22 protein-coding genes and 1 pseudogene are annotated in these 25,625 nt (G+C 68.3%); 16 read left to right on the forward strand and 7 right to left on the reverse strand.

The features are described from left to right. Positions 1-325: 325 nt before the first annotated feature. Positions 326-1,343, reverse strand: a pseudogene (locus ASF53_RS07445) (GlxA family transcriptional regulator). Between the two features lie 50 nt (positions 1,344-1,393). Between ASF53_RS07445 and ASF53_RS07450 the strand changes: the two are divergent. Beyond that, the gene (locus tag ASF53_RS07450) at positions 1,394-2,098 is read left to right on the forward strand and encodes a DJ-1/PfpI family protein (RefSeq protein ID WP_056196324.1); all 705 of its coding nucleotides are present in this window, start codon (positions 1,394-1,396) and stop codon (positions 2,096-2,098) included. 74 nt (positions 2,099-2,172) lie between these two features. On the opposite strand, the gene ASF53_RS07455 is transcribed toward ASF53_RS07450, so the two are convergent. The 5 genes from ASF53_RS07455 to ASF53_RS07475 form a co-directional block, all read right to left on the reverse strand. Then, entirely contained in the window at positions 2,173-3,741 is a 1,569-nt protein-coding gene (locus ASF53_RS07455; RefSeq protein WP_056196328.1) for a solute symporter family protein, read from the reverse strand. 10 nt (positions 3,742-3,751) lie between these two features. Further along, the gene (locus tag ASF53_RS07460; protein ID WP_056196331.1) at positions 3,752-4,048 is read right to left on the reverse strand and encodes a DUF485 domain-containing protein; all 297 of its coding nucleotides are present in this window, start codon (positions 4,046-4,048) and stop codon (positions 3,752-3,754) included. A gap of 107 nt (positions 4,049-4,155) precedes the next feature. Continuing rightward, complete coding sequence (locus tag ASF53_RS07465; RefSeq protein WP_056196332.1) at positions 4,156-5,265, reverse strand: carbon-nitrogen hydrolase family protein; 1,110 nt, start codon at positions 5,263-5,265, stop codon at positions 4,156-4,158. Positions 5,266-5,367: 102 nt separating this feature from the next. After that, the gene (locus tag ASF53_RS07470; RefSeq protein WP_056196336.1) at positions 5,368-6,264 is read right to left on the reverse strand and encodes a LysR family transcriptional regulator; all 897 of its coding nucleotides are present in this window, start codon (positions 6,262-6,264) and stop codon (positions 5,368-5,370) included. Positions 6,265-6,700: 436 nt separating this feature from the next. After that, entirely contained in the window at positions 6,701-7,783 is a 1,083-nt protein-coding gene (locus tag ASF53_RS07475; RefSeq protein WP_286134201.1) for a site-specific integrase, read from the reverse strand. A gap of 172 nt (positions 7,784-7,955) precedes the next feature. Here ASF53_RS07475 and ASF53_RS07480 point away from each other — a divergent pair, with 172 nt between their 5' ends. The 12 genes from ASF53_RS07480 (at position 7,956) to bcsN (ending at position 22,385) form a co-directional block, all read left to right on the forward strand. Continuing rightward, complete coding sequence (locus tag ASF53_RS07480; protein WP_056196342.1) at positions 7,956-8,204, forward strand: AbrB/MazE/SpoVT family DNA-binding domain-containing protein; 249 nt, start codon at positions 7,956-7,958, stop codon at positions 8,202-8,204. A 22-nt stretch (positions 8,205-8,226) separates the two neighbouring features. Further along, positions 8,227-8,601: a type II toxin-antitoxin system VapC family toxin gene (locus tag ASF53_RS07485; protein ID WP_286134204.1), complete on the forward strand. Its 375-nt coding sequence runs from the start codon at positions 8,227-8,229 to the stop codon at positions 8,599-8,601. A 224-nt stretch (positions 8,602-8,825) separates the two neighbouring features. Next, entirely contained in the window at positions 8,826-9,704 is an 879-nt protein-coding gene (locus ASF53_RS26550) for an MBG domain-containing protein (protein WP_353652171.1), read from the forward strand. Positions 9,705-9,800: 96 nt separating this feature from the next. Then, positions 9,801-9,989, forward strand: a complete 189-nt coding sequence (locus ASF53_RS07495) for a hypothetical protein (RefSeq protein ID WP_056196352.1) — start codon at positions 9,801-9,803, stop codon at positions 9,987-9,989. 130 nt (positions 9,990-10,119) lie between these two features. Beyond that, positions 10,120-11,535, forward strand: a complete 1,416-nt coding sequence (locus tag ASF53_RS07500; RefSeq protein ID WP_156635422.1) for a hypothetical protein — start codon at positions 10,120-10,122, stop codon at positions 11,533-11,535. Between the two features lie 149 nt (positions 11,536-11,684). Further along, the gene (locus ASF53_RS07505) at positions 11,685-11,882 is read left to right on the forward strand and encodes a hypothetical protein (RefSeq protein WP_156635424.1); all 198 of its coding nucleotides are present in this window, start codon (positions 11,685-11,687) and stop codon (positions 11,880-11,882) included. Positions 11,883-12,461: 579 nt separating this feature from the next. After that, a complete protein-coding gene (gene bcsS / locus ASF53_RS07510) occupies positions 12,462-13,214 on the forward strand; it encodes a cellulose biosynthesis protein BcsS (protein WP_286134205.1) in 753 nt (250 codons plus the stop codon). Between the two features lie 66 nt (positions 13,215-13,280). Next, a complete protein-coding gene (bcsA, locus tag ASF53_RS07515) occupies positions 13,281-15,695 on the forward strand; it encodes a UDP-forming cellulose synthase catalytic subunit (RefSeq protein ID WP_056196373.1) in 2,415 nt (804 codons plus the stop codon). Between the two features lie 48 nt (positions 15,696-15,743). Continuing rightward, positions 15,744-18,269: a cellulose biosynthesis cyclic di-GMP-binding regulatory protein BcsB gene (locus ASF53_RS07520; protein WP_056196376.1), complete on the forward strand. Its 2,526-nt coding sequence runs from the start codon at positions 15,744-15,746 to the stop codon at positions 18,267-18,269. 2 nt (positions 18,270-18,271) lie between these two features. Continuing rightward, positions 18,272-19,429 (forward strand): family 8 glycosyl hydrolase, encoded by a 1,158-nt coding sequence (locus ASF53_RS07525; RefSeq protein ID WP_502690566.1) that lies wholly within the window; start codon positions 18,272-18,274, stop codon positions 19,427-19,429. Next, positions 19,414-21,363: a tetratricopeptide repeat protein gene (locus ASF53_RS07530; RefSeq protein WP_056196393.1), complete on the forward strand. Its 1,950-nt coding sequence runs from the start codon at positions 19,414-19,416 to the stop codon at positions 21,361-21,363. The genes ASF53_RS07525 and ASF53_RS07530 overlap by 16 nt, the downstream gene beginning before the upstream one ends. Next, on the forward strand, positions 21,360-22,385 hold the full coding sequence (bcsN, locus tag ASF53_RS07535) for a cellulose biosynthesis protein BcsN (protein WP_156635426.1): 1,026 nt from the start codon (positions 21,360-21,362) through the stop codon (positions 22,383-22,385). Before ASF53_RS07530 ends, bcsN begins: the two co-directional genes overlap by 4 nt. A 78-nt stretch (positions 22,386-22,463) precedes the next feature. On the opposite strand, the gene ASF53_RS07540 is transcribed toward bcsN, so the two are convergent. Then, complete coding sequence (locus ASF53_RS07540) at positions 22,464-23,495, reverse strand: helix-turn-helix domain-containing protein (RefSeq protein ID WP_056196401.1); 1,032 nt, start codon at positions 23,493-23,495, stop codon at positions 22,464-22,466. A 661-nt stretch (positions 23,496-24,156) separates the two neighbouring features. Between ASF53_RS07540 and ASF53_RS26555 the strand changes: the two genes are divergently transcribed. Genes ASF53_RS26555 through ASF53_RS07555 form a run of 3 tightly spaced genes read left to right on the forward strand, consistent with a single transcriptional unit; the run spans position 24,157 to position 25,437 of the window. Then, positions 24,157-24,288 (forward strand): hypothetical protein, encoded by a 132-nt coding sequence (locus tag ASF53_RS26555; protein ID WP_286134206.1) that lies wholly within the window; start codon positions 24,157-24,159, stop codon positions 24,286-24,288. Between the two features lie 55 nt (positions 24,289-24,343). Then, on the forward strand, positions 24,344-24,796 hold the full coding sequence (locus tag ASF53_RS24780) for a SapC family protein (protein WP_286134215.1): 453 nt from the start codon (positions 24,344-24,346) through the stop codon (positions 24,794-24,796). Beyond that, positions 24,793-25,437 (forward strand): invasion associated locus B family protein, encoded by a 645-nt coding sequence (locus tag ASF53_RS07555; protein WP_056196410.1) that lies wholly within the window; start codon positions 24,793-24,795, stop codon positions 25,435-25,437. The genes ASF53_RS24780 and ASF53_RS07555 overlap by 4 nt, the downstream gene beginning before the upstream one ends. Positions 25,438-25,625 lie beyond the last annotated feature (188 nt).

The following is a 25,625-nucleotide window of genomic DNA, read 5'->3' on the forward strand; positions in this document are numbered from 1 at the left end:
CTCGATCTTGAACTCACGTCCGAACTTGCGACGCTGCATGGAGCACCTCCGGCTTCATCATCACACCTAAACTGGGTGTCCGTGAAACCGGCAGCAGGCCACTCTGAGCCCATCTCGATAGGGCAATGCGCTCTGATCCGAGGCCGATTCGGGATTTAAGCGTGAATCGACTGTCCGGAAACGTGGAGTGCGCGGCCGATCAAGAAGAGTGCGAACGCCTGATCCATTCCTGACCTTGCTCCGCCAACTCCAAGGAGCCGCTAGGAGCCAGGGCCGCCCGTCCGCTACGAGGCTCGGGCTTGGCTGAGAGGACGTTCGGCGCGGCTCACGCGAAGGCCTTCATCTGCGGATCGATGCCAAAGCGAGAGCGGTAGTCCTGCGGCGTGCTCGCGAGCAGACGCAGGAAGCTTCGGCGCATCGTCTCCTCGGACGCGAAGCCACAATGGCGCGCGATCCGCTTGATCGGCCGATGGGTCTCCGCCAGCATCTGGCGGGCGGCCTCGACCCTCAGCCGTTCGACGGCTCTGGCCGGCGTAAGGCCGGTCTCTTTGAGGTAATGCCGGCTGAAGCTGCGCTCACTCATTCCCGACTCCGCAGCCAGGGCCGAGAGCGATAGGTCTGCGCCGAGATTCGCCCGCATCCAACGGTGCAGTGCGTCGAAGCGGTCCCCCTTCGTCTGCAGCGACAACGCCGCGCTGAATTGCGCCTGACCGCCTGGACGCTTGAGAAAGACGACGAGGTAGCGTGCCACGGCCAGGGCCGTTTCTCGGCCAAGATCCGCCTCGACGAGCGCCAGAGCGAGGTCGATGCCGGCCGTCACGCCCGCCGAGGTCCAGACGGGGCCATCGCGCACGAAGATCGGATCGGCTTCCACGCGAACGGCCGGGAAACGCCGGGCAAAGGCGTCGCAGTACGACCAATGAGTGACGGCCTGCCGGCCATCGAGGATGCCCGAAGCCGCCAGGAGGAAGGCGCCGGTGCAGACGGAGGCGACCCGTCGCGCCTGCAGGCTGCGCCGACGCAGCCATTCGACCAATTCGGCATCGCCGGCTGCCGCATCGACGCCGGGCCCGCCGGCAACGATCAGGGTATCGACCGTATCCGGCACTGACGTCAGCGGCTCGACCGCAAGCGCGAGGCCGGCGGAGGACGCGACGGAATCGCCCCCCCTTCGCGACCACCCGGAGCCGATAGGCTGGCCCGTCTCCGTTGCGGGCGACATGCTCGTTGGCGGAGGCGAAGACCTGAAGCGGACCGGTGACGTCGAGCACCTGCACGCCCGGAAAGGCGAGCACCTCCACGGACCGCACCGGTTTTGGCGGGAAACGAGGGTTCTTTGGCATCCGCGCCAGAGCCTGCCCGAGTACCCTTCGGCTGTCCACCGGAGGCAGACATGATCCCGCCCGACACTCACCTGGAAATCGGCTCCCTCCTGTTCGAGGGCATCGACCAGATCGATCTCACCGGCCCGTTCGAGGTCTTGTCGCGCATCCCGAACGCGACCTACCGCGTCTACGGCAAGACGGCCGAGACGGTTCGGGACGTTCGCGGCCTGAGGCTGACGCCGGACGCGGCGATCGAAGACGCGCCGCAACTCGACGTGCTGCACGTCCCCGGCGGTTTCGGCCAGGAGGATCTGATGGAGGACGAGGCCGTCCTCGCTTGGCTCCGCCGCCAGGCGAGCGGCGCGCGAAGCGTCTTCTCGGTCTGCACCGGCGCCCTGCTCTGCGGGGCCGCTGGCCTCCTGAAAGGCCGCCGCGCCACAACCCACTGGGCCTCGTTTGATCTGCTGCCCTACTTCGGTGCGATCCCTGTCGACCAGCGGGTGATCGTCGACGGCACATGGGTATTTGCGGCGGGCGTCACGGCCGGGATCGATGGCGCCCTCCGGCTGGCCGCGGAGCTGCGCGGCGAGGACGCCGCCAAGGCGATCCAGCTCTACATGGCCTACGCGCCCGAGCCGCCTTTCGACAGCGGCACCCCGGAGAGGGTGCCGCCGGCCATTCTCGAACAGGCCCGCGCCGCGGTGGCGGCGATCACGGAACGCCGCACGGCCACCGCCCGGCGCGTCGCCGCCCGGCTCGGTGTGCAGCCTTGAGCGGCCGATACCCGAACGCCCATAGACGAGGCATCCTTCGACGCCCCGTCCATGTGTAGTCCCGGGCCGAGGGTTCAACGGCCGGCGTAGGCCGCCCGCGGCGCACCGAACATGATCCTCCGGCGCATCTCCCGGAAGGTGCTGTCGGCCGCGTCCTCCTTGGTGACGAGCGAGACGCCAATCGCCACGAGGAAGGACAGCGGCATGCTGATGAGGGCCGGGTTCTTCATCGGGACGAGCCACCAAGCCTGCGAGATCTCCGTCAGACTCCGCCCCAGGACATCGACCTGGATCGTGGGGGAGAGGCTGATCAGCAGTAGCGAGGAGAACGTCCCGATCAGGATGCTGGCGACCGCTCCCGCTGTCGTGAACCGCTTCCACGTGATGGACAGCAGCAGGGCCGGGAAGTTGGCGGCCGCAGCGACGGCGAAGGCCAGCCCTGCCATGAACGCGACGTTCTGACCCTCGAAGATGATTCCGAGAAAGGCCGCCAGGACCGCGATGGCGACCGTCGCGATTCGGACGACGGCGAGCTGCTCACGCTCCGGGGCATGGCCGTTGCGGACGACGTTGACCCAGAGATCATGGCAGACCGTAGCCACCCCGGAGAGCGTCAGGCCCGCGACGACCGCCAGCATGGTCGCGAAGGCGACGGCGCAGATGAAGCCGAAGAACCCGTTGCCGCCGACCGTGAGGGCAAGCAACGGTGCCGCCATGTTGCCGCCGCCGCCCGCCTTCGTGACGGCCTCGGGCCCGACGAGGACCATCGCACCAAAGCCGATGACGAAGACGAGGAGGTGGAACGAGCCGATGATGCCGGTGGCGTAGAGGATCGACATCCGGGCCTCTTTCACGTCCGGCACCGTGAAGGCACGCATCAGGATGTGTGGCAGTGCGGCCGTACCGAACATCAGCCCGACGCCCAGCGAGATTGCGTCCCATCCGCTTCCCGCGACCTTGGAGCCCGGCTGAAGCACGCGCTCGCCGTACTTGTCGGCGGCGGCCGCGAACAGGCGCAGCGGGTTCATCTCGAAATGGGCGAGCACGAGGAGCGCCAGAACGAGACCGCCGAGGGACAGGAGTACCGCCTTGATCACCTGAACCCAGGTGGTGGCCAGCATGCCGCCAAAGATCACGTAGATGAGCATCGCCGTCCCGACCACGATGACCGAGGCGGTGTAAGGCAGGCCGAAGAGGAGTTTGATCAGAGAGCCCGTCGCGACCATCTGGGCGATCAGGTAGAGCAGGATGACGGTCAAGGTCCCGATGGCGGCGGCCATTCGCACCGGGCGCTGCCGCAAGCGGTAGGCGACGACGTCGGCAAAGGTGAACTTGCCCAGGTTGCGCAGCGGCTCGACGATCAGGAACGAGATGATCGGCCAACCGACCAGGAAGCCGATGGAGTAGATCAGGCCGTCGAAGCCATTCGACGTGATGATGCCGGCAATGCCCAGCAGCGCAGCCGCGCTGAGAAAATCACCCGCGAGCGCCCAGCCGTTCTGCCAAGCGGTGATCTGTCCTCCAGCGGCGAAGAACTGTTCCGTGGTGCGCGTTCGTCGCGCGGCCCAGTAGGTGATGCCGAGCGTGAGCGCCATAAAGATGAAGAAGAACGTGACGGCGAGGGGGTTGTTGGCGGCCTGCATGGTTCGCTCCTCAACTCATGATGCGGCGCACGGCCGGGTCGTAGAAGCGGTTCGCCCAGGCGACGTAGATCAGACAAAGAATAAACGACCCGACGATGACCCCCGCGCCAAGCAAGATACAGAGCGACAAGCCGGGCGTCAGGATCGTGCCCATCGCAGTCTTGGCGAAGGCGAACATCGTCATGAATCCGAAATACATCGTGATCATCACAAGGCTCAGGATGATCGCAACGCGCGATCGCGTTCGCGACAAGTTTGCGATTGCCTCGGCCTCTTCGTGAGGGGCCACTCTATCAGGTGAAAGCATACTGCACCTCCGTCGATTCGTGCGGGATCTGGCAAACACCATCGGGAGACCGAAGCCCCCGGAGCCGGCGCGGCGTCGCTTCGCGGTCCGGTCGCGCCCGAACTGTCTCAGTGGCCTGCGCGGCGAAGCGGCTGGACCGGCGCCCGCTCACCAACCCCGGACTGGGCGCGCGCGCCATCCGGATCGAGGGCCTCAAGCCCGTCGACGCCGTCGGCGGCATAACCCGACGGCTGGACGGCCGCGTCGAAACTGATCGGCTCGCGTGGCGTGCGGTCGACATGGAGGCGGAAGATGTCGAAGCGGTTGTAATAGCCGACGACGTCGTGAAATTGCTTGGGCTCGACGCAGGCCTCGACATCGATGTCAGCATAGACGATCGTCTCGTCTCCTTGGTGCGGCTCGACGACATGGGAGCCGGTGGGGTCGAGGACCATGGACACGCCCGCGGGGGTCCGCTCGACGATCTCGGCAAGGGCGACGTCCCCGTCGCACAGGGTGGCCATGGCGGCCGCGTCGAGGACGGCGGAGCAGACGATGTTGAACACCTTGGCCTCGAAGGCATGCGCCCCGGCACGGATCTCGATGGCCCGTTTCAGGTCGTAGGCGGCGCTCTGTCCCGGCGGGCGGGTCGGCCAAGCCGGTGGGTAGGTCGAGATGTGGACCTGCTCACCCTGCGCCATCAACGTGTACCGGGCTAAAGGATTGGTGTTCTCACCGCAGATCAGCATGCCGACGCGGCCGATGTCGGTGCGCGTCACGCGCAAGCCCCGCGCGTCGCCGTTCGCCCAGATGAGCTTTTCGTAGAAGGTCGGCACGAGCTTGCGATGGTGATTGAGGATCGCCCCGTCGCGCCCGATCAGCACGTTCGCGTTCCACAGGCAGCCGACGCTGGCCTCGGCGATCTCGCTGAACCCGAGCGAGACGAGCACACCGTGGCGCCGGGCGGCGGCGCGGACCGCGCCGATCTCCGGGCCATCCAGATGCACGGACTGGGCCGCGAGGCGCTTGAACAGATCGTGATTGTGGATCGGCGCCCGCAGGGCGGCCCAGAGGGGGAAGCCCGGCATGTAGCCCTCGGGAAAGACCACGAGGTCGGCGCCTGCGCGGGCGGTCTCGCCGATCAGCGCAACGGCCTTCTCGGCAGAGGCGGTGCTGTCGAGGAAGACCGAGGCGACGTGGCAGGCGGCCGCCTTGAATTTCGGGTATTGGAGGGGCATCGACACGGCTCCTGGAACGGGATGCCGCATTTGCAACAGAGACCGTCCGCGTCGCGAAGGTAGAAAATCCGCAACGCCCGCTGCATTCTTGCCGTGACCTGCCTAAAATCGGTTCAAGTACTCTGCCTCTTTGGCGAACAGCTCGGTCAGGAAGCGGGTCACGGCGCGGATCCGGCCGGCATGCTCGATGTCCTCGTGAACACCGAGATAGAGTTCGCGCTGCACCACCACGTCATCCGCTAAGATGGGGACGAGCGCTGGGTTGGTTTTGGCTGAAAAAAGCGGCAGCAGGCCGAGCCCTGCCCCTGCTGCAACGGCCGTCTGCTGGGCGGCCATGCTGGTGGAGCGGAAAACCACGTTCGTCGGCTTCAGGACCTCGAGCAGCCAATGCACCGGCTCGATCGCCACAAGATCATCGATGTAGTCCACGAAATCATGGTCCTGAAGGTCCGCGCGCGTCTTCGGTCGGCCGTGCCTGGACAGGTAGCGTTCCGCCCCGAACAGGGCCAAGCGGAACTCGCCGACCCGCCACACCTTCAGGCGCGGGCCCTGGGGCGGCACGAAGGATACCGAGATGTCGGCCTCGCGCTTGGTCAGGTTGATGAGGTGCCGCTCGGTGACGAGTTCGACGACGATGCCGGGCATGACTGCAGCGAACTCGGCGAACTTGGCCGAAAGGTAGAACGCGGCGATGCCTTCCATGCTGGCAACCCGTACGCGCCCTGCGGGCTCGGCGCCCTCCGAGAGGCCGAGCTCTTCCGGCACGGACAGCATCTTTTGTTCGATCGTCTCCGCGATCACGAAAAGCTTGTGGCCGGCCTCGGTCAACAGGAAGCCGTCGGAGCAGCGCTGGAAGAGTTTTGTATCGAGCCCGCGCTCTAACTCCGCAATACGACGGCTGACCGTCGTATTGTCGACCTTAAGCCGACGCGCGGCCGGCATCAGCCGGCCATGCCGGGCAAGCTCTAGGAAGAAGGTGAGGTCGTTCCAATCGAACATGCGGTGATCTGATTTGAGGCACGGTCCGGGCCAAGTTTCTCCATCCCGGCTGGGGAAGTAACTGGCTGGGCGCTGGTGCGGCGTCGAAGAGCTACGAGGCCGACTTTCACCGAATGGCACCTGATGCCATCTCTGTCTGCTTCAGATCGATACCGAGAAAGGGCCTTCGGGCTGATGTGCGACTGCCCAACAATAAAGAAGCTCAGGCCGAAAACTGGGATTTTCTAGTGTTCGCCTCGCACAAGGCGCGATAGTTGGCCGAGAGGCTGAAATGGGTGTAAGGCGAATACGCCACTATCGGTTTCCCTGGGCCGCTGCCCGTCCCTTGTCGATCTCAGACGCCTACCGCTCGCAGTACTATTCCAAATGGCATGAGATTTTGGCGCACCCTGACAAGATTCGAATCTTTACCTCCAGATCGCGTGGGTTCCTTGGACTACGCCCTGTTCTGCAAAGTTGCGAGCTTCCGTGCTGCACCACGTTGAGCACGCAGGCGCTCACCGTAGCGGGCCGGCATCGCCGGGGTCTTCCACGAGCCGGCCTGCATCACCTCGAGCAGTTCGAAGCCCGCTGCAAACATGTCCTGCGTCGCCCCGACCCGGGTCGAATGTCCGGAGGGCAGCCGCGCCAGCTTCAGCCCGGCCGCGGTGGCGAGATCGCGAAACACCCGCGCCACCTCCCCTCCCCCGAGCGCGGCCGCGCCGACCTGCCCGCCCTTCGTCAGCGGCCGGAACAGCGGCCCGCTCTCGAGGTGCGCGGCCGACAGCCAGGCCTCGATGTGCGCCATGGTGTCGGGGGCGAGGTATTTGATTGCCCCCTCCCCTTCCTGGTCGGCCTTGGAGCGGCGCACCAGCACGGTGCCGGAGCCGTCCGCGCCCTTGTGCAGATCCCCTATATACAAAGAGACGAGTTCGGAGCGGCGCAGCAGCGTGTCGTAGGCGACCGCAACCAGCGCCGCGTTGCGTAGCGCGATCAGCGGCATCTCGCGTTTCGCCTCCGTCACGCGCCGGTGCAGCCGGCCGGGGGTCTTCACCTCCAGCATGCGCTCGATGCTGCCCCGATTGAGCGGCTCGGCCTGCTTCTGGCGCCGGCCCTTGGCCCGGGTCATCCGCTTCACCGCCAGCCGCACGATCTCGTCGGCGCAGGGATTCGGCAGATCGGCGGCGCGGTGGAGCGCCGCGATCGACGAACGGTAGCGCTCGACCGTGGCGCGCGCTTTCACCTCGCCTTGCGCATCGATGAAGGCCGCGACCGTCTCCGGTGTCGCCGGCAGCATCGCCCTCCCCCCCTCCCGGCACCAAGCGGCGAAGATGCGGCTGTCGGCGGCGAGCGCGCGGAGCGTGTTGTCGGCGAACGCGCCGCGCGCAGCGCGGGCGTGCTGCTCCAGCCGCTCGATCAGGAGGTCGAGGCCGGGCGGAAGCGCGTCGGCGAATGGGACCGGCGCGGCGAACGCGTCGCGGGTCGGCTCGGAGGCGGGATCGGCGGCGTCAAGCTCCATGGCGGGAGCGTAGCCGTTCAAATCCTAATGATCCACAAATTTCCCGCGATAGCTCCTGTTATCAGGGCCAATGATCCGTCGCAAAAGGGTATACCCTTTTTGCACGGCCTGTCGGTTGGAGGCAGCGATTTTCTGGCATCACGCGTGATCTTGGTCTAAAAGGCAATTTGTTACATTTTTGACGAGGATTGCCATGGAATCACGCGCAACCAAGATCGTTGATGGTGGCAAGCTTGTCATTCCGGCGGGATTCCGTCGTGAACTAGGGCTTGAGGTCGGCGACACCGTCATCATGGAAGTGATCGAAGGGGAGCTTCGGGTACGATCTAGGGATGCGGCTATCGCCGAGATTCAGAAGCTCGCTCGCAGCTTCATCCCCGAAGGGGTCAGTGTGGTCGATGAGTTGATTGCCGACAGGCGCACCGAAGCGGCCAAGGAGTGAGGTCGTGACCGCAAGATACGCCTTGGACGCATCAGCCCTGCTGTGCCTAATCAATCAGGAAGAGGGACAGGAGCGCGTGCGTGCCGCGCTGGCCGAGTCGGTCATCTCGGCCGTCAACTACTCGGAGGTGATCGCCAAGCTTGTGGAGCGTGGGGGAGCGGTTGCGGCGGTGAGCCGGGCTCTGGAGCATCTGCACCTCGCAGTGGTCGAGTTCGATCGCGCGTCGGCCGTCGAGGCCGGCGCGCTATGGCAGGTCACGCGCTCGGCCGGGCTCTCGTTCGGGGACCGGAGCTGCCTCGCGTTGGCGAAGGCGCGCGGCCTGGTCGCCCTGACGGCAGATCAGGCCTGGACTGATCTGGATGGAGCCGTCGGCGTGAAGGTCGAGCTGGTGCGCTGAACCGATGGCGGGCGCTGCGGCTCTCGAAGCGCTCGCGATCGGGCCCAACGAGCGTCAGCGGGCGTATCTGCTCGCGGCCTACGACGAGGATCAGGCCCGCGAGGAAAGGAATCGGGGTCCAAACAGTCCTCTGGCCCGGCGCTGGCGCTGGATCGAGTAAAGCGGACTTCACATCCCAGGGTTTAGTCTGTGAACGGTTCTGTTAGGCGCTTTAAATAGGGAAGCTGACCACCGCGGCCGAGGCCACCAGCCCCGTGGCGGCCTACGCGATCGATCAGGGCACGCTGGCGGCCACGGCCAACTACGCGGTGAGCTATGTCGGCGCGGATCTCACGGTGAGCCCGCGTCCGGTGACGGTGATGGCAGATGCGCGCTCGCGCCTGTACGGCGATGCCAACCCGGTGCTGAGCTACACGGTGGGCGGACACGGCCTCGTCAACGGCGACCGCCTCACCGGTGCCCTGGCGAGCGCCGCCGATGGGCGCAGTGAGGTCGGCGCCTACGCCATCAGCCAGGGCACGCTGGCGGCCTCGGCCGATTATGCCCTGACCTATCGCGGCGCCGACCTCACCGTCACCCCGCGGCCGATCCTCGTGCGCGCCGACCCGCAGACACGCTCCGCCGGCACGGCCAATCCGAGCCTGACCTACCGGATCGGCGGGCGCGGCCTCGTCGCGGGCGAGCACCTGACCGGGGCTCTCGCCACCACGGCGGACTTGGAGAGCGCGCCCGGCCCGTACCGCATCACCCAGGGCAGCCTGACCGCTTCGGCCAACTACCGGCTCGGCTTCGTCGGTGCGGATCTCACCGTGCTGCCGCCCCAGCCCGAGCCCCTGCCCCCGCCGCTGCTCTTGGGCCTCGACGCCAGCCGCCTCGCCAGCACCGCCGAGCGCGCCGCTCGCCGCGACGGCCGCCCGGCCGCGCCGGAGCTGCCGCTGCGCCTTGGCGCCGCCCCCGGCGGTCCGCTCGTCGTCGCCGATCCGCGTTTTGACGCCATCCTCACCTGTGCGGGTCAGCAGGGCGGCTGCTTCCTCACGCCGCTCCCGCCGGTCTCCATCCCCTCCCCCAAGCCGCAGGCGAGTCTGCCAGCGACCGCCCGCTGACCCAGAACCGGACCGCCACGCCACCGATGACCACCCTGCGATGACCACCCTGCGATGACCACCCTGCGATGACCACCCTGCGATGACCACCCTGCGATGACCACCCTGCCCCTGTTCTACCGCGCGGTCCACCGCACCTGGCACCTCGCCCACCCGCAGCGTTTCGGCTTCGCCCGCGGCAGCCACCTCGTCCCGGCGGTGGTCGACGAGTTCGGCCCCGCCTGCCGCCACCTGCCGATCGAGGCGGATTATATAATCAAAATTTCAGATACGAGCGCGCGATAGACAGGCTGACGACCAATTCCAGGGAATTATATTGAGATTAACATGTCGTTAACCATTTTCATGAATCTATCGCGTTCATCGAATCTGTGTTGCCGCCGCGTTCATTTCTCGCTTCTCGTCCGGCTCTCTCGTGAAACACGGGCTTTTCTCCTCACTCCGCAGCTTGCTCGCGCTGCTGCTGGCACTGGCAGCCGGGCTCGGCGGCCTTGCCGTGTTGGGGACCGCCGACATCGGGATCGGCGCCGCGTCCCACGACAATGGCAAAGGGCGCGAAGGCGCGGCCCTGATCGCGGAGAGAGTGGAAGACGCTCTCCTCGCGGTCGGACGAGATCTCGCCCTGATCGGTGAGAGCTTGGCCCTTCAAGACCCGCAAGCGGTCGGAGAGGCGGCCGAACGCCTGTTTGCCGCGTGGCGCAGGCTTTACCCGGACTATGCCGACGTCCTGTTGGCGGATCGGGCGGGTCGCGTTCTCGCCACGTCGCGGCAGAGCATCGTCGGTGCCGAAGTCTCCGGCAGTCCCTGGTTCGCGAAATCCCTGGCCGGCATCGTGGTCGGGGAGGCCGCGGAGGCGAGCCGGGCGGGCGCTGCGGTGCCGCGCAACCTGATCGTGGCGGCGCCCGTGGGCAGCGGCGACGATATTCGTGGCGTCCTTGCGGTTCAGCTGACGCCGAGTTGGACCGACGCGGTCATCGCCGCGGCCAGGCGGTCGCTGCCGGATGCGGGCCGCGGCCTGTCGATCCAGATGCTCAACGGATCGGGACGCATGCTCCACCGATCCGGCCCGGAGGTTCACGGCCCGGACGTCAGCGCCACGGTCGGCGACGTGCGCCAGGGCGGCGTCGGCTGGCTGGTGAGCGTGCGGGTGCCGGACGTGCGCCCATCGGGAGCCCCGGTTCTGACCCTGCTCGGCACCGTTGGGCTCGTGGCCAGCTTCGGCTGGCTCATGGGCGGTCACCTCAGGCGCAACCTCGCCCATGCCGAGGCGCTGTGTCGGCAGGAAACGCAGCAGCAGGGACCGTCCTGGTTCTTGACGCGTGACCTGCACAATTTGACGGCGCAGATCCGTTCCGCCGTCGACAGGAGCCTCACGCGGGAACGCCTGCTTCAAGAGAAACGCGCCGCGCTTGCCCGCAGCCGCGACCGCATTCGCGCCATCCGCGTCCTGTCCGGTTCGAGCTGTTGGGAGATCGATCGCGCCACCGAACAGGTGGTCTGGACCGATGGGGAGGAAGCCGAGAACGGCGCGGCGCCGGAGCGGGTCTGCGCCCTCGGCGACGTTCTCGCCTATCTCGTACCCGAGGATCGCGCGACACTCGGCAACGCCCTCGATGCGATCCAAGCCGCGCCCGGCACGGTGCGCGACGTGGTCGTACGGACTCGGGCGGGGACCGACCGCATCTCCGGTCGCCGCTTGGCGCTCCGGATTGCCGGCGACAGGGCCGGTTCGACGCGGCTCTACGCCCTCAGCCGTGAATACAGCGAGCCGGCCCGTATCGCTCTCCGCCGCACCGCGCGCCTCGATGGAGAGCACGTCTCCGCAGGTTGAGACGGCCGTCCGTGATCTCGACAGTGCCGCGACCGCCGCGAGGACGGCTCTCGGCGCTTCCCTTGGCGAGGCCACGGACGCGGGAGACCGGAGCCGACACCGCGCAGCCACTTCTCTGCGCGGCGCGCCGGCGCCGACAGGACCGGTTCTTGGCCGACCCGTCGATGAGCACGGATGTCGCCGCACTGAACCTCGCGGTCTCCCGAGACAGCGATCGGCCGCTCATCCGGTGCGGTCTGGAAAAGCTGGAATCAGCTCCTCTCACTCTCGTCGGCGATGTCGAAGGCCGCATGATCCAAGACGCGACCCCGATATTGCGGGTCGAGGCGCGTGCGCCCGACGGGTGACGCGGGGTCTGGATCGCTCTCGGCCGGCGACCGCATGGTTCCACGGTGCCGCTCGGGTTCCCGGCACGTGATACGGCGCAACCGGCCCGCCTTCGCCGCGGCACCGCGGCCTCGATCGTTCGGGTTGAAGCGGATTCGGTCGACGCTCCCGCTGAAAACCGAACCCGGCCTCGGCGTGTTGCGGTGCGAAATCCCTGGGGAGCGATCTCAGGCAACCCGTGTCGAGCATCGCCCGGCCTCATCTGCGACTTCGCATTGTTCTGTTGAGTGTTGCCGACAACAGCTCTGCAGGGCCGGCTGTTGCGAATGTTCTGTTCAGCCTCTTCGGCTTGATGCCTGCCTCAAAAATCGCCGATGTGACATCTGATTAATCGGCAGATACCTTGTGCGACGACGTCCATCGCATCGAATCAGATCAAATAGATGCGAAATTTAGGCAGTCAATGAATCCGAGAAGAGGAAGAAAATCAGCATAGTCACCGACAAAGCATTCCGTTTTAAGATTATGTTAACCATGCCGATGCTTCTTGGCGCTGCGCGACGTGAGCTGAACTCGCGCGGGCTTTGGGGGTACGCAGCGTGTTCAACCACCTGAAGAAATTGCCAGCCGTGCTGGGCTGGCTCACGCTCGCGTCGAGCGGAGCGGTCGGCGCCGACTGGTACACGGGCACCGAGCGAGAGGTCGCGGGTGAGGAGTGGATCGTGGCGGTCGATGCCAGCGCGACCGTGACCACGAACAACTCGGCCTTCGGGACGATCACGGCGACGATCGCCCCCGTCGCCACCCTGCTCGATAGTGGGCTGCGCGTGCGCATCCAGGGCGTCGCTGGCACATACTCCTATCCCGGCGGCGCCGTGGGGCAGACGGTCAAGGGCGTGCAGCAGGAAGGCACGGTTCTGCTCGGCTACGAATGGATCTGGCAGCAGGCCGCGCTGGCCGGCTACATCGGGATGAACGTGCGCAGCAACGAGCTGTCGATCCTCGACCCGAACAATCCGGTGGTCGGCACGGGTCTCGGCATGAAGGTCGCGGGCGACCTGTACGTCAATCCGACCGACAACACGCTGCTGGCGGTGAACGCGTCCTACTCGACGCTGTTCGATGCCTACTATGCCCGCGCCCGGGCCGGCTTCGCCGTGGCGCCCGGGGTGTTCATCGGTCCTGAGGTCACCTTCCTCGGCGACAGCTTTTTCAATGGCTGGCGAGCAGGCGGACACGTAACCGGCTTCGCCATCGGCCCGATGAAGTTCTCGCTCGGTGCGGGCTACGCCTTCGACCGTATCCGCAAGGGCGGATACTACACCAGCATCGATGGCCGGATCGCCTTCTGAGATCGAACGGGCGGACCGCGATGGACCGCTTCTCCCTATCCGCATCGATTGATTGGGATTGGCCTGATGCCACCCTTCCTTGCCCGAACCATCTGGCTGGCCAGCGCCGCGCTGACTCTGCTGCTGCTTTCGCAGCCCCTGGGCACGACCGCTCAGCTTGAAATGAGCATCGGCGCGATCGTGCTGATGGTCCTGCTGTGGTTCTTCGCCAAGGGGCGCGCCGGCCGGCTGACCTTTCTCGCCATCGGTAGCCTCGTCGTGCTGCGCTACATCTACTGGCGTCTGTCGAGCACGCTGCCGCCGGTCGACGATCCGATCAACTTCGGCGCCGGTGTGATCCTGCTCGGGGCGGAACTCTACTGCTTCTACATTCTGGCGATCAGCCTCGTGATCAACGCCGCCCCTCTATCGCGTGGGCCGGCGCCGCAGGAGGATGACGACGACCTGCCCACCGTCGACATCTTCGTGCCGAGCTACAACGAGGACCAGCACATCCTCGCGACCACGCTCGCGGCGGCCAAGTCCCTCGATTATCCCGCCGAGAAGGTCACGGTGTGGCTCCTCGACGATGGCGGGACGGACCAGAAATGCGCCGATGCCGATCCCCGCAAGGCCGAGGAGGCGCGGGCCCGCCGCCGGATCCTTCAGGCCCTCTGCGCCGATCTCGGCGTGTCCTACCTGACCCGCCGCCGCAACGTGCACGCCAAGGCGGGCAACCTCAATAACGGCCTGCAGAACTCGGTCGGCGAAATCATCGTGGTCCTTGATGCCGACCACGTCCCGTTCCGCTCGTTTCTGCGCGATACGATCGGCCATTTCAGCACCGATCCGAAGCTCTTCCTCGTCCAGACCCCGCACGCCTTCCTCAATCCCGATCCGATCGAGCGGAACCTGAAAACCTTCGATCGGATGCCGTCGGAGAACGAGATGTTCTACGCGGTGGGCCAGTGCGGTCTCGACAAGTGGAACGGCTCGTTCTTCTGCGGCTCCGCCGCCCTCCTGCGCCGTCGAGCGCTTGACGAGGCCGGCGGGTTCTCGGGCATCACCATCACCGAGGATTGCGAGACCGCCTTCGAGCTGCATTCCCGCGGCTGGACCAGCCTCTACGTCGACAAGCCCCTGATCGCCGGACTGCAGCCGGAAACCTTGTCCGACTTCATCGGCCAGCGCTCGCGCTGGTGCCAGGGCATGCTGCAGATCATGCTTTTGAAGAACCCCGTCCTCAAGAGCGGCCTGAAGCCGATTCAGCGGCTCTGCTACTTGTCGAGCATGACGTTCTGGTTCTTCCCGCTGCCGCGGCTGATCTTCATGGCAGCCCCGTTGCTGTACATCTTCTTCAACATGAAGATCGTCGTGGCCAACGTCGACGAGGCGATCGCCTATACGGCGACCTACATCATCGTAAATCTGATGATGCAGAATTTCCTCTACGGACGGGTGCGCTGGCCCTTCGTCTCGGAGTTGTACGAGTACGTCCAGGGCCTGTTCCTGATCAAGGCGACAGCTTCCGTCATCATGTCGCCGCGCAAGCCGACCTTCAAGGTGACGGCCAAGAACGTCAGCCTCGATCACGATCAGCTTTCGCCCCTGGCGCTCCCCTACTTCCTCGTCTTCGCGCTGCTCTTCTGCGGGGGCGTGGTCTCGGCCTATCGCTACGCCTTCGAGCTCGGCATCACCAACCTGATGCTGGTGGTCGGCCTGTGGAACTTGTTCAACCTCATCACCGCGGGCGCCGCCTTGGGCGTGGCGGCCGAGCGGCGCCAGACCGAGAAGGCGCCGTCCCTGACCGTCGATCGGCCGGCGGTGCTGAACCTGAACGGCATGGCCCTCGACGTCACCGTCGAGCGCATCTCCAGCGCACAGTGCCGGATCCGTCTGGACGCCGTTCTCCCGATGCGTCGGGCCGGGGACGGCTCCATGGGAACGCTCTCGGCCCTCCCGCAGGCGAACCTGCCGCTCCTCAGCCACGCCCGGACGATCCCGGTTCGGCTGGCCGGCATCACCGCGGCCGGCGAGGAATCGGTCTGCGATCTCATCTTCGACACGATGACGCCCGGCAGCTACTTCGCGCTTGCCGATCTGATGTACGGCGATGCGGACGCGATGGTCCGCTTCCAGCAGCGCCGCCGCGGCCACAAGGACATCCTGTCCGGGACGCTGCAATTCATCCGCTGGGGCATCACCGGCCCGATCCGCGCCTTCGCCTGCCTGATGACGCCCACGGCCAGCCCCGAGGTCGAGGAGCCCGCCGCCCGCCCGCGCACCACCGAGCGGCAGCGCGCCGCCGATCAGGTCTGGCCGGCCGATGCGCCGGCCCCGCGAGCGGCGGAGAGCCGCGCCGCCGCTGCCCCGCCGTCTGAGGCTTCCCCGAACTGGCTTCAACGCATGGCAGAGCCCGACGGCGCGGCGGGCGGATCGGAGCGCGGTCGCCGGTCCGCGGACCTGACCGACACCGCCCTTACGCCCACGCGCGCCGGCTGAGCCCCCCGCATGAGAGCCCAGTCCTCGAAGCCGAAATCGAGCCCGACGATGCCCGTCACACACCGGCACTGCCTTGCACCGCACCATCTCTCCCGGCTGACGCTCGCGGCGCTGCTCGTCGCGGCCGCCCAGCCGGCATCGGCACAAAGCTTCCTCGGCCGCGGGGCGCCGCAGGTTCTCAGCCTTCCCGACGCTCAACCCGTCGTCCGTCGCCCGGGTCCGGTGGCGGCGGAGACGGGCCCCATCGCGCCGGCCCCGGCGGTGGCGCTGCCGCAACGCCCGTTCCCGGCCCTCTCGACGGGGCTGCGGCTGGCGGGTGAGGAGAGCAGCCTGCAATGGCCCGTCTACCTCACGGAGACGCAGGCCCGCGAGCGCCTGCGCCTGCGCATCGGCTATCTCGCCGCGATCTCGGTGGTGCCCGATGCGTCCTTCCTCACCGCGACGATCAACGGGGTCGCCGTCGGCCGGAGCGAGATCAAGGCGCCGGGCGCGATCCGGATCATCGAGTTCGACATTCCCGCCGACCTGCTGAAACCGGGCTACAACGCCGTGGCGGTCGCCGGCACCCAGAGGCACCGGGTCGATTGCTCCCTCGATTCCACCTACGAACTCTGGACGCAGATCGACCCGGCCTGGACCGGTCTCGTCGCACCGCCCGGCGCCGTGGGCGCGGCTTCCCTGCGCGACCTTGCCGCCATCGCGCCCGACGGAAGGGGGGTGGTCCCGATCCGCATCGTCCTGCGCACCCGGCCGGGCTTCGCCACCTTCGAGCGCCTGATCGGGCTCGCTCAACGGGTCGCGCTCGCGGGCGGGTTCTCGCAGGCGGCGGTGGAGTTCGCCGCCGAGCCGGGCGGGCCGGCGGGTCTCGACATCATCGTCGGCAAATCTGACGGCGACAGCACCGAGCCGACCCGCCAGACGGTGTTTTTCGAGCCCGCCCAGGGCGAGCGGGCCGCACGGATCACCCTGCCCGGCGACACGCCTGCGGAGATCGTCGCCGCGCAGCGGATCGTGAGCGGGACGACGACGCGCGATCCGCTCGGCAGCCCACAGGGCCTCAAAGCGCTCGCCCTGGCGCGCGGCGTGCCGGCCCGCAGCGGCGAGACGCTCAGTCTGGCCGCCTTCGGGCTCCAGAGCCGGGACTTCGCCGGCCGCCTGTTCCGTACCGGCTTCGACGTAACCCTGCCGACGGACTTCGTGCCGGCCGACTACGACAAGGTCATGCTCGACCTCGCCGGAGGATACGCCGCCGGCCTGGACGTCGGCTCGCAGATCATCGTCGACGTCAACGGGCGCAACGTGGCGAGTGTCCCCCTGGCCCGCGCCGACGGCGACATCTTCCGGGATGAGGCGATCGCTCTGCCGCTGAGCCGCTGGCGGCCCGGACGCAACCGGGTCGAGATCAGGGCCCTGCTCCCGACGGCGTCGGACCGTGTCTGCGAAGAGGGGGCGGCGCCTCGGCGATTCATGCTGCTCGACCGCTCGAGCATGACGGTGCCGCGCCTCGCCCAGGCTCTTCGCCTGCCGGATCTGGCCGCGACGCTCGGCGGAGGCCTGTCGGAGGTGGCGGCCGACCGCCGCCCGCGCTTGGTCGTGCCGACGCCGGATCGGGAGACGATGTCGGCCGCCGCCACGCTCGCCGTGCAGATGGCCCTCTCCGCCGAGAAGCCGATCGATTTCGAGCTTGCCAATGACCGCGCCCTCGACGGGCGGACCCCGACCGTCGTCGTCGCACCCGCCCGCGCGCTCGAACCCGATATCCTGCGGACCGTGGGGTTGAACCCGGACCGGATCCGCGAAATCTGGGAGGGGCGGGCTGCCACGGCACCGCTCGGCGAGCCGACGCGGCGCGTGCCGGTCATGGAGGGCGCAAGCCTCGACCGGCTGCGCAAAGATCGGCCGCCGGCCTGTGCTCTTCCCGCAGCAGCGCCCCGTTCGGCCAATCCGGTCCCGTCGCGTCCGCGGCTCGACTCCTCCGGAAGGGATGAGCACGATCTCGTCGCGGATTGGAGCGGCACGCTGTCGGCGCAGCCGCGCCTCACCGACTGGGCGACGACCTTCAAGGCCAAGCTCACCGCCGCAGCGTGGGAAGGCTGGACCGCGACGGTCAACTGGGCTCAGGATCAGGTGCGCGAGCCCGAGATCGAGGTCGGTCCGCAGGCATCCCTCATCGTCGGCCAGGGTTTGCCCGGCCGCGATCCGAGCGGGCTCCTGACCGTCTTCACGGCTCCGAACGCGGCCAGCCTCCAGGCCTCGGCCCTCTGCCTGACGACGCCGTCGATCTGGAGCCGGATCGAGGGCCGCGTCGCCACACTCGATGGCGAGGAGGGGACGCTCGCCGTCTACGACGCGAAACAGGTCCGCCTGCTCGAGAGCGGTCCAGCCTCCATCGGAAACCTTCGGCTCGTCGTCGCCGGCTGGTTCTCGACCAATCCGAGCCTCTTCGTGCTGATCCTGTTCGCCGCCGCGGTCAGCCTCGGCCTCAGCACCTCGGCGATGCTGCGCGACGTGGGTCGCGCCAACGGAAGCCCCGGTGGCGCTCCGCGGGCCGACGACCGGCGGGAGGACCAGTGATGATGTTCCGACGCACCCATGCCCTCACAGCCTCGCTGCTCCTCGGCCTGACGCTCGCCCTCGCGCAAGCGCAGGTCCCGGCCGAGCCGGCCGCTGCCGAGGCGAAGCCGGCCGCCGGGGCGAATGCCGAGCGTGCCGCCGGAACCGCCGAGGCGCATCCCCTCCTGAACAGCCTTGGGAACGCGCGGGCATGGCGCAGCTACAAGGCGCGCTTCGTCACCGATCAGGGACGCGTGGTCGACACGGCCAATGGCCGGATCAGTCACAGCGAGAGCCAGGGCTACGGCATGCTGCTCGCCGTGGCGGCCGGCGACCGCGATGCCTTCCAGCGGATCTGGAACTGGACGCGGGCCAACCTGATGGTGCGCGACGACGCGCTGTTGGCGTGGCGCTGGGAGCCGGACAAGCGGCCCGCCATCGCCGACGTGAACGACGCCACGGACGGCGACATTCTCGTGGCCTGGGCGCTGGTCGAGGCGGGCGAGGGCTGGGCGGACGAGGGCTACCGCTTGGCGGCCCGCCGCATCGCCGTGGATATCGCCCGCCGGACGGTCCTCTTCCGGACCGAGGGGCCCCCGCTCCTCCTGCCGGCGATGAGCGGCTTCTCCGCCGAGGATCGGCCGGACGGGCCGGTCATCAATCTCTCGTACTGGGTTTTCCCGGCCTTCCCCCGGCTCGCCGCCGTCGCGCCGGAATTCGATTGGGACCGGCTCGGCACCACCGGTCGGGATCTCGTCCTGCGGGCGCGCTTCGGCCAGGCGAAACTTCCCACCGAGTGGATCTCGATGCGGGATGGCCAGCCCCAGCCGGCCTCCGGCTTCCCCCCGCACTTCTCCTACAACGCCGTGCGGCTGCCGCTCTACCTCGCCATGGCGGGCATCGGGGACCGTCGCTACTACGAGCCGCTGCTGGCCCTCTGGAGCGAGCCGGACCCGGCCGGTCTCCCGATCATCGACACGGCGAATGGTTCGGTCGCGGGACGCATGGCCGAGCCGGGTTACGCGATCATCCCCGCCCTGGCCGCCTGCGCGGTCGCCGGTGCGCCGCTGCCGGCCGGCCTGCAGGAGCCGGCCGCCGACGAGAACTACTATCCCGCCACCCTCCATCTTCTGGCCTTGACGGCCGCCAACATGAGGTATCAGCCATGCCTCGGCCGCTGAACCCGCTGCGCGCCGCCGGTCCGGTCCTGCTCGCCGTCGTCGGGAGCCTCGGCTGGTCCGCGTCCGCGGCGGCGCAGCCCGCGCCCGTCCGCACCGGCGTGCTCCAACTCGACGAGCGCCGGGGCGCCGTGATCCTCGACACGCCCCAGATGTCCGGGGGTGCCGAGATCATCGACGAGAGCGCGCTGCGCTTCTACGCGGCCCAGCGCCAGGGCGAACGCGTCCAGGCCGAGATCGCGCGGCTGCGCCGCCGCCACCCGAACTGGACCGTTCCGGCCGACCTCGACACCTTGAAGCCGAGCCCGCCCGAGGAGGCCCCGATGTGGGATCTCTTCACGGCGGGCCGCTTCGAGGAACTGCGCACCGCCATCAGCGTGCGCCAGTCAACGGATCCCGGCTGGCAGCCCTCAGAGGATCTTGCGCGCAAATTGAACCGGGGAACCCTGCGGAGCGCCGCCCGCGCGGCCGTTCGGGACGGGGCCTGGAGCGACATCATCGCCCGTGTGAAGGCCTCGCAGGAGCCCGTGCAGAACCTCGACATCGACATCGCCTGGACGCTGGCGGAAGCCTATGCCCGATCGGGCGATCTCACGCAGGCCTCCGCCGTCTACCGTACATTGCTCACGGAGCAGACCGATTCGGGCCTGCGTCTCGCGACGGTTCAGAAGGCCATGGCCGCGATGCCGATCGCGTCCGTCGAACCCCTCCTGGCCATCGGCAGCCGGGACGCGGACGGCGCGGACGAGTTCCGGGCGATCCGGCTCGATGTGACGCGGGCCCGTATGGTGGCGGTCCTCCACGGGGGGCAGGCCGGGCGGATCGAACCGGCCGAACTCGCCGCGCTCGGGGAGCAGGCCCGCCGGCTCGGGAACCCGGCCCAGATCGCGCTGCTGGGCTGGTACGCCTATCACCGCCGCCAGTTCCGGGAGGCGCTCGATTGGTTCAAGCTGGCCCAGAGCCGTGGCGGCGACGCTGCGGTGGCGACGGGTTTCGCCCTGTCCTTGCGTGAGATGGGTCAGACCCGGGAGGCGGAGGATGTCGTCTTCGCGTGGCGTGCCTCCTCCGTGACGAATCTCGCCCTCTACATCGACATCATGGAGCGGACCCTGAGCGAGAGTTCGGGCACCGCCGTGGAGCCCGAGCGGCTCGACCGCTTCGCCAAGGTCGTCCTCGCGACCAGCTCGGCGGAGGGCGCGCAGGCCCTGGGCTGGTACGCTTACAACGCCTGCCAGTTCGATGCCGCCGCCGACTGGTTCCAGCGGGCCGTGGGGTTGAAGCCACGGGAATCCGCCGTCCTCGGCTACGCCCTCAGCCTCTCCCGCCTGAAGCGGAGCCGCGATTACCTGGAGGTCATCAACCGCTACGATGGCCTGTTCCCGAAGGTGGTCGGCCTCGTCTTCGCCGAGCCCGACCCGCAATCGCGTGACACCGGACCCTGCGGACCGGCCCCGGCGGCGGCGCAGCCGGTGGCTGCCGCGCCCGCCTGGGTGAAGGTCCCGAAGCCGACCACCGCCGCTTCGATCCGGCCGCTCCCCGTCCTGCGCGGCGAATTCCCCGTCGCCGTCGCTGCCGAGAATCCCCTGCGTCCGGGCGATGGGGGTGCCGGTCCGACGCGTCTGCGCGACGGTGAGTACCTGCGCGAGGTACGCGGCGCCCCGCTCCTGATCGCACGCCGCGTCGTCGGCGTCGGGCCGATGCCCTACGAGCGCTATGGCTTCGCGCTGCTGCCAAGCTGGAATGGCATGGATCGGGCCAGCTTCCTGACCGGCCCGCCGACCCCGCCGGTGGGGACGCTCGCCCAATCCGAAACCGGCACCTTGATACAGGCCGGCTCGTCGCGGCCCGCTCAATATCGGGACGGGGAGCGGTTCGGCCCATTCGATACGGCCGGTGCGGGCCGCAACGAACCGCGCATTGCAGGACAGGATCGATGATCAGACCGATGCTCTCCCTCGAACGGCCGCACCGCTCCGCCGGACAGGCGCTGTTCCGGATCGGTGGCGTCCTGCTCGGCATCACGCTGCTCGGCGCCTGCCAGACCTCGACCGCGCGCCGGACGACGCCGCGCTTCGAGACGGCCTTCAGTGCCCTGAATTCGGCCGGCAGCCGGCCCCTCGTCTCGCTGCCGAACAGTGGCCCCGTGGCCTCCGTGACGGAGACCCCGTCGAGCGCCGGCCTCCGGCAGCGCATCGTCTTCGGCCCGCCCGGTGGCCGGATCGATCTGACGATGGCGTCGGGCCGCGTCTGGGACGATCCGGCCATGGCAAAGCCGAGCCGGGCCGGGATCGCCGCCGAACTCGCGACTCTCGACGGTGGCGGATCCTACCGCATTGTGCGCCGACCCGTGCACAACGCCTACGGCCCCTTGGGCGTCGCCGTGAGCGAGCGCTGCGCCTACGCTTGGCAGTGGATCGACGGTCTCGATCGCGTCGAACTGGGCCGCGGCGCGCTGCGCGGTCCCGTCTCGGTCTCCTTGCGCGTGCAGCATTGCCATCGGCGGCCGACGGGGGCGGAGGCGCTCTTGGCCGACCTCGTTCGGATGCGGCTCGGGCCGGCATCCGATCCGGCCACAGCCGTCCGGCGCCGCCGCATCGCGAGCCCGAAACCGAAACAGGCCAAGTCCGTCGAGAGGGCCGCACCTGCGGTTCCGGCGAGCCCTCAGCCGGCCGCTCCGCCGGTTGCGGTGAACGGGAGCCGCACCCTCGTGATACTTCCGCAGGGTCCGGCCGCCCCCCAATACCTGGCGCAGCCCGCCCCCGCCGCAGCGGGACCGGCCCTTCCAACGGTACCCCGGCCGATTGCTGCGGGCAGCGCAACGGATCGCCTGCGCTTCCTCACCGACGCCGTGCCGGCCTCGAGCCCCACTGCCAAGGTTTCGTCCCGCGCTCCGCAAGCCGCTCCGACCGAGCCCTCGGCACGCTTCCCCGCTGGATCCAGACCGCCTCAGGGTTGGTGATGCGCTCCTTTGCTGGATGCTTCAGGCCTGTCGGAAACGATCAGAACGGCAGCCGCGTCAGCAGATGGCCAAGCCGTTTCAGCGGTCGGGGGGCCTGAAGCCGCGCCACCAAGCGCGCACCGGCTCGAGGATGTCCCCTTGCTCAGCCAGGGCCGCCGCGGATCGCTCCTCGCGCCAAGCGCGCGGTGAGCTGCCGAAACGTCTGCGGAAGCCGTGACTGAGGGAGGAACCGCTCGGGATGCCGTGAACGTCGGCCAGGCGTGCCAGGCTGCGCGCCTCCAGCGGGTCGGCAAGCGCGTCGCGCAGGGCCCGGAAGCGCTGGTCCTGCACGTAGGACCGCACCCCGCCCCGGGATGCGAACAGCCGGTAGAGCGTGGCTCGGGAGATGCCGAGTGCGCCAGCGATGTGATCGGCCCCAAGATTCGCATCGCCGAGCCGGCTGAGAACGAAACGCTCGGCTCGGGCGAACAGGCCACGGTCGAGTTCCGGCCCTTCCAGAACATCGACCGCCCGTGAGGGATCGAGGAGGCGCCTCAGGAACCCGACCAACTCGGCTTCGAGAGCGGGCGCCGCCTCCGGGGGCGTGAAGGTGAGGCTGCGGTAGAGCAGATCGACGCGCGCTGCCAGGAGTTGGTTGCGGGCCGCATCGAAACGGACGGCGAGCGCGTCGGCATCGAGGCCGACGAGGAGGTGGCGCGGCACCACCAAGCCCAGCGTGTCGGCCGCGAGGCGACCGGTCAGCATGCGTCGGCGATTGGCGACGGCGACCGTGCCGGGCAGGAGGGAGGAGGTCCGGCCCGAGATGTCGCCGTGATAGCTGCCGCTGCGACAGAGCTGAAACGCGATATGATCGGGCGTCGCGTCCACCAGGCGACGGTCGCGTGAGACGTGCTGCGTGTGCCAGACGGTCCGGTTCGCCAGCAGCGAGCCGATGCGATAGACGGCAATGCCGCCGCCCGGTGCCTGATTGTCCGCATTTCGGGCAGCCGGATCGATGCTGTACATCAGCCTCATCAACTGACGCCATGTATCGACCGCCTGCTCCTGCGGCTGGCCGGCGGTGCTGTAGCGCAGCACCGGGAGGGTTGGGGTCGGATTCGCCTCGGTCATCAGGCGCGGCTGCCGATCGATGGGACCCGGGATAGAGAGCCGGCCGCCGGCCCTGAATCTCCGGGGTTCCGCAGCCCGATCGGCCTCGTCCCCCGCATGCTGCGCCAGGCGACGAAGCGATCGGCGTCTCGGCTTGGCTCGGCCGCCGCTTCGGCGGCGCCCTCCCCCGGCCGGATCGCGGCCCACCCCCATCGCTCCGGATCGACACGGCCTGTCATCGCCGTCGCACCAGGCTTGGCTCGGGCGCCGCAGGAGGGGTCCGGCAAGCGGCTGGCCGCGACGATAACGCCTCGCCGTAAGCCTGCATCGGCCCGGTTGAGACGTGATGACAAATCATCGTGCGCCATGAGTCCGCACATCCCTCGATTGCAGGGCTATAGTGACTCCGCCCAATGGGTGAGCCGCTGGTGATGGCGCGCCGCGTGCGCCGCTTACAAGACAAATAAGATATTTAAACTGCAAAACACAATCAGCGCTGACAATATATCGAAAGAAAATCGCGATGAATGTCGTTCATCTCGAAGTTTTACTGCATCATGGCTCATATGTGTCGGGAAGGTTTGGTCATGCGTCGTCGCATTGGAAGGCTCCTCGAGAGCGGCCTGTTCTCGATCGAGCTCGTGTGCGGGCCGGACGGCTGTTGAACGGGAACGCTGCGCCCATGCCCGCTATACGTCTCGTCACCCTCGCGCTCGCGGCCCTGTCCGCCGCCGGAGGGCCGCTCGCCGGATGCACCCAGGCGCTGACCGCCTCGCAGATCACCCCGCCCTCGTTCCCCCCTGCGCGATGGTGATCGTGCTGGAGCGGGCGATGACCCGCGGCACCGCCTACGGCGCGACGCCCCGCCGCTGGTCTGCCTCGACGACACCAGCGAGCCGATCCGCCGCGCGCCCACCGAGGCGGCTCCGTCCGAATCCGCACCGCTGTTCCATGAAGACGGCCGTGACACGCCGCTGCTGGAGGAGCGGATCCGGCTGACTGCCGAGTATGCGGAGTCCGCCCGCCGCACCGCCGCCCTCGGCCGCACGCTCCAGGATCTCGGCCTGCTGCGGGCGCTGACGGTGCAGGGCCGGGATCCGGCGACCGGGGCCCGCCACGCGATGCACGGCGTGCTCGGCATCGACGAGGCGGCACTGGCCGCGCTGCCTGACGAGGGCTTCGCCCAGCTGCACCGCGAGGGCTGGCTGGCGGCGATCCATGCCCATCTCGTCAGCCTGCAGACGCTGGCCGACTTCACCCTCGTCTTCGCCCCGCCGGGGCCGATCCCAACCGCGTCCCAGGCCCAGGACAACGCCGCATGACCTCGCTCGCCCTGTGGAAGCCCCCCCTCCCCTCGCGCCCTTTGCGCGCCCACCCCGTGGCCACGCTCGCCTCGGGCGCCGTCCTGATCGGCGGCGTGCTCCCGCTTGGATCCGCCCTGGCGCAGGCGCCCGGTGCCAAGGCGTCATCCGCGGCACCGGCCGCACCGCCGGTCCCGTCCGAGCCTGGTGTCACCACCGCCAGCTATGGCGACTGGGTGCTGCGCTGCCAGCGCGTCGGCACGGCCGAGAAGCCCGCGCGCCTGTGCGAGGTCTCGCAAGCGATGCAGGTGCAGGGACAGGCCGCGCCGATCGACCAGGTCGCGATCAGGCGCCTGCCGGGCGAGACGGAGCTGCGGGTCACGGCCCTGCTGCCGGTCGCCGTGAGCTTCCCCTCGACCGTCCGGATCGGCCTCGAGGAGAAGGACGCCAAGGGCCCCGTGCTCGATCTCGCGTGGCAGCGCTGCCTGTCCGGCGGCTGCCTGGCGGACGGCGCCGGTGAAGGAGGAGGGCTGAAGCGCTGGCGCGAGGCGGAGGCGCCGGGCCGGCTGATGTTCAAGGATGCCGGCGGCCAGGAGGTGGCGATCCCGCTCTCCTTCCGCGGCCTCGCTCCTGCGCTCGACGCGCTCGCCAAGGAACGCTGACCGGATGACCTGCGGCTCGCCCGCATGGCAGCTCAGCCGCGGGAGGTAGTGCACACTCAGGACCTTGTGGTGTCGCACCCCTGCTTCGTTGACTCCGCGTCGATGCGCTCGCCGTTCGCGTCGATGCCGCCCGCAACCGTCTCCTGAGGGCACGGATCAATCTCTTCCACCGCACTCTGAGACGTATG

This window comes from Methylobacterium sp. Leaf123 (genome assembly GCF_001423405.1).
In the GTDB taxonomy this organism is placed as follows: domain Bacteria; phylum Pseudomonadota; class Alphaproteobacteria; order Rhizobiales; family Beijerinckiaceae; genus Methylobacterium.

Excerpts from the sequence above, each read along its gene's own strand:
- bcsA (WP_056196373.1), top strand. The coding sequence starts at position 13,281 with ATGCCACCCTTCCTTGCCCGAACCATCTGGCTGGCCAGCGCCGCGCTG.
- ASF53_RS07480 (WP_056196342.1), top strand. The coding sequence starts at position 7,956 with ATGGAATCACGCGCAACCAAGATCGTTGATGGTGGCAAGCTTGTCATT.
- bcsN (WP_156635426.1), top strand. The coding sequence starts at position 21,360 with ATGATCAGACCGATGCTCTCCCTCGAACGGCCGCACCGCTCCGCCGGA.
- ASF53_RS07520 (WP_056196376.1), top strand. The coding sequence starts at position 15,744 with ATGCCCGTCACACACCGGCACTGCCTTGCACCGCACCATCTCTCCCGG.
- ASF53_RS07450 (WP_056196324.1), top strand. The coding sequence starts at position 1,394 with ATGATCCCGCCCGACACTCACCTGGAAATCGGCTCCCTCCTGTTCGAG.
- ASF53_RS07555 (WP_056196410.1), top strand. The coding sequence starts at position 24,793 with ATGACCTCGCTCGCCCTGTGGAAGCCCCCCCTCCCCTCGCGCCCTTTG.
- ASF53_RS07495 (WP_056196352.1), top strand. The coding sequence starts at position 9,801 with ATGACCACCCTGCCCCTGTTCTACCGCGCGGTCCACCGCACCTGGCAC.
- ASF53_RS07540 (WP_056196401.1), bottom strand. The coding sequence starts at position 23,495 with ATGACCGAGGCGAATCCGACCCCAACCCTCCCGGTGCTGCGCTACAGC.
- ASF53_RS07465 (WP_056196332.1), bottom strand. The coding sequence starts at position 5,265 with ATGCCCCTCCAATACCCGAAATTCAAGGCGGCCGCCTGCCACGTCGCC.
- ASF53_RS26555 (WP_286134206.1), top strand. The coding sequence starts at position 24,157 with ATGCCCGCTATACGTCTCGTCACCCTCGCGCTCGCGGCCCTGTCCGCC.
- ASF53_RS07455 (WP_056196328.1), bottom strand. The coding sequence starts at position 3,741 with ATGCAGGCCGCCAACAACCCCCTCGCCGTCACGTTCTTCTTCATCTTT.
- ASF53_RS07470 (WP_056196336.1), bottom strand. The coding sequence starts at position 6,264 with ATGTTCGATTGGAACGACCTCACCTTCTTCCTAGAGCTTGCCCGGCAT.
- ASF53_RS07530 (WP_056196393.1), top strand. The coding sequence starts at position 19,414 with ATGCCTCGGCCGCTGAACCCGCTGCGCGCCGCCGGTCCGGTCCTGCTC.
- ASF53_RS07525 (WP_502690566.1), top strand. The coding sequence starts at position 18,272 with ATGTTCCGACGCACCCATGCCCTCACAGCCTCGCTGCTCCTCGGCCTG.
- ASF53_RS07460 (WP_056196331.1), bottom strand. The coding sequence starts at position 4,048 with ATGCTTTCACCTGATAGAGTGGCCCCTCACGAAGAGGCCGAGGCAATC.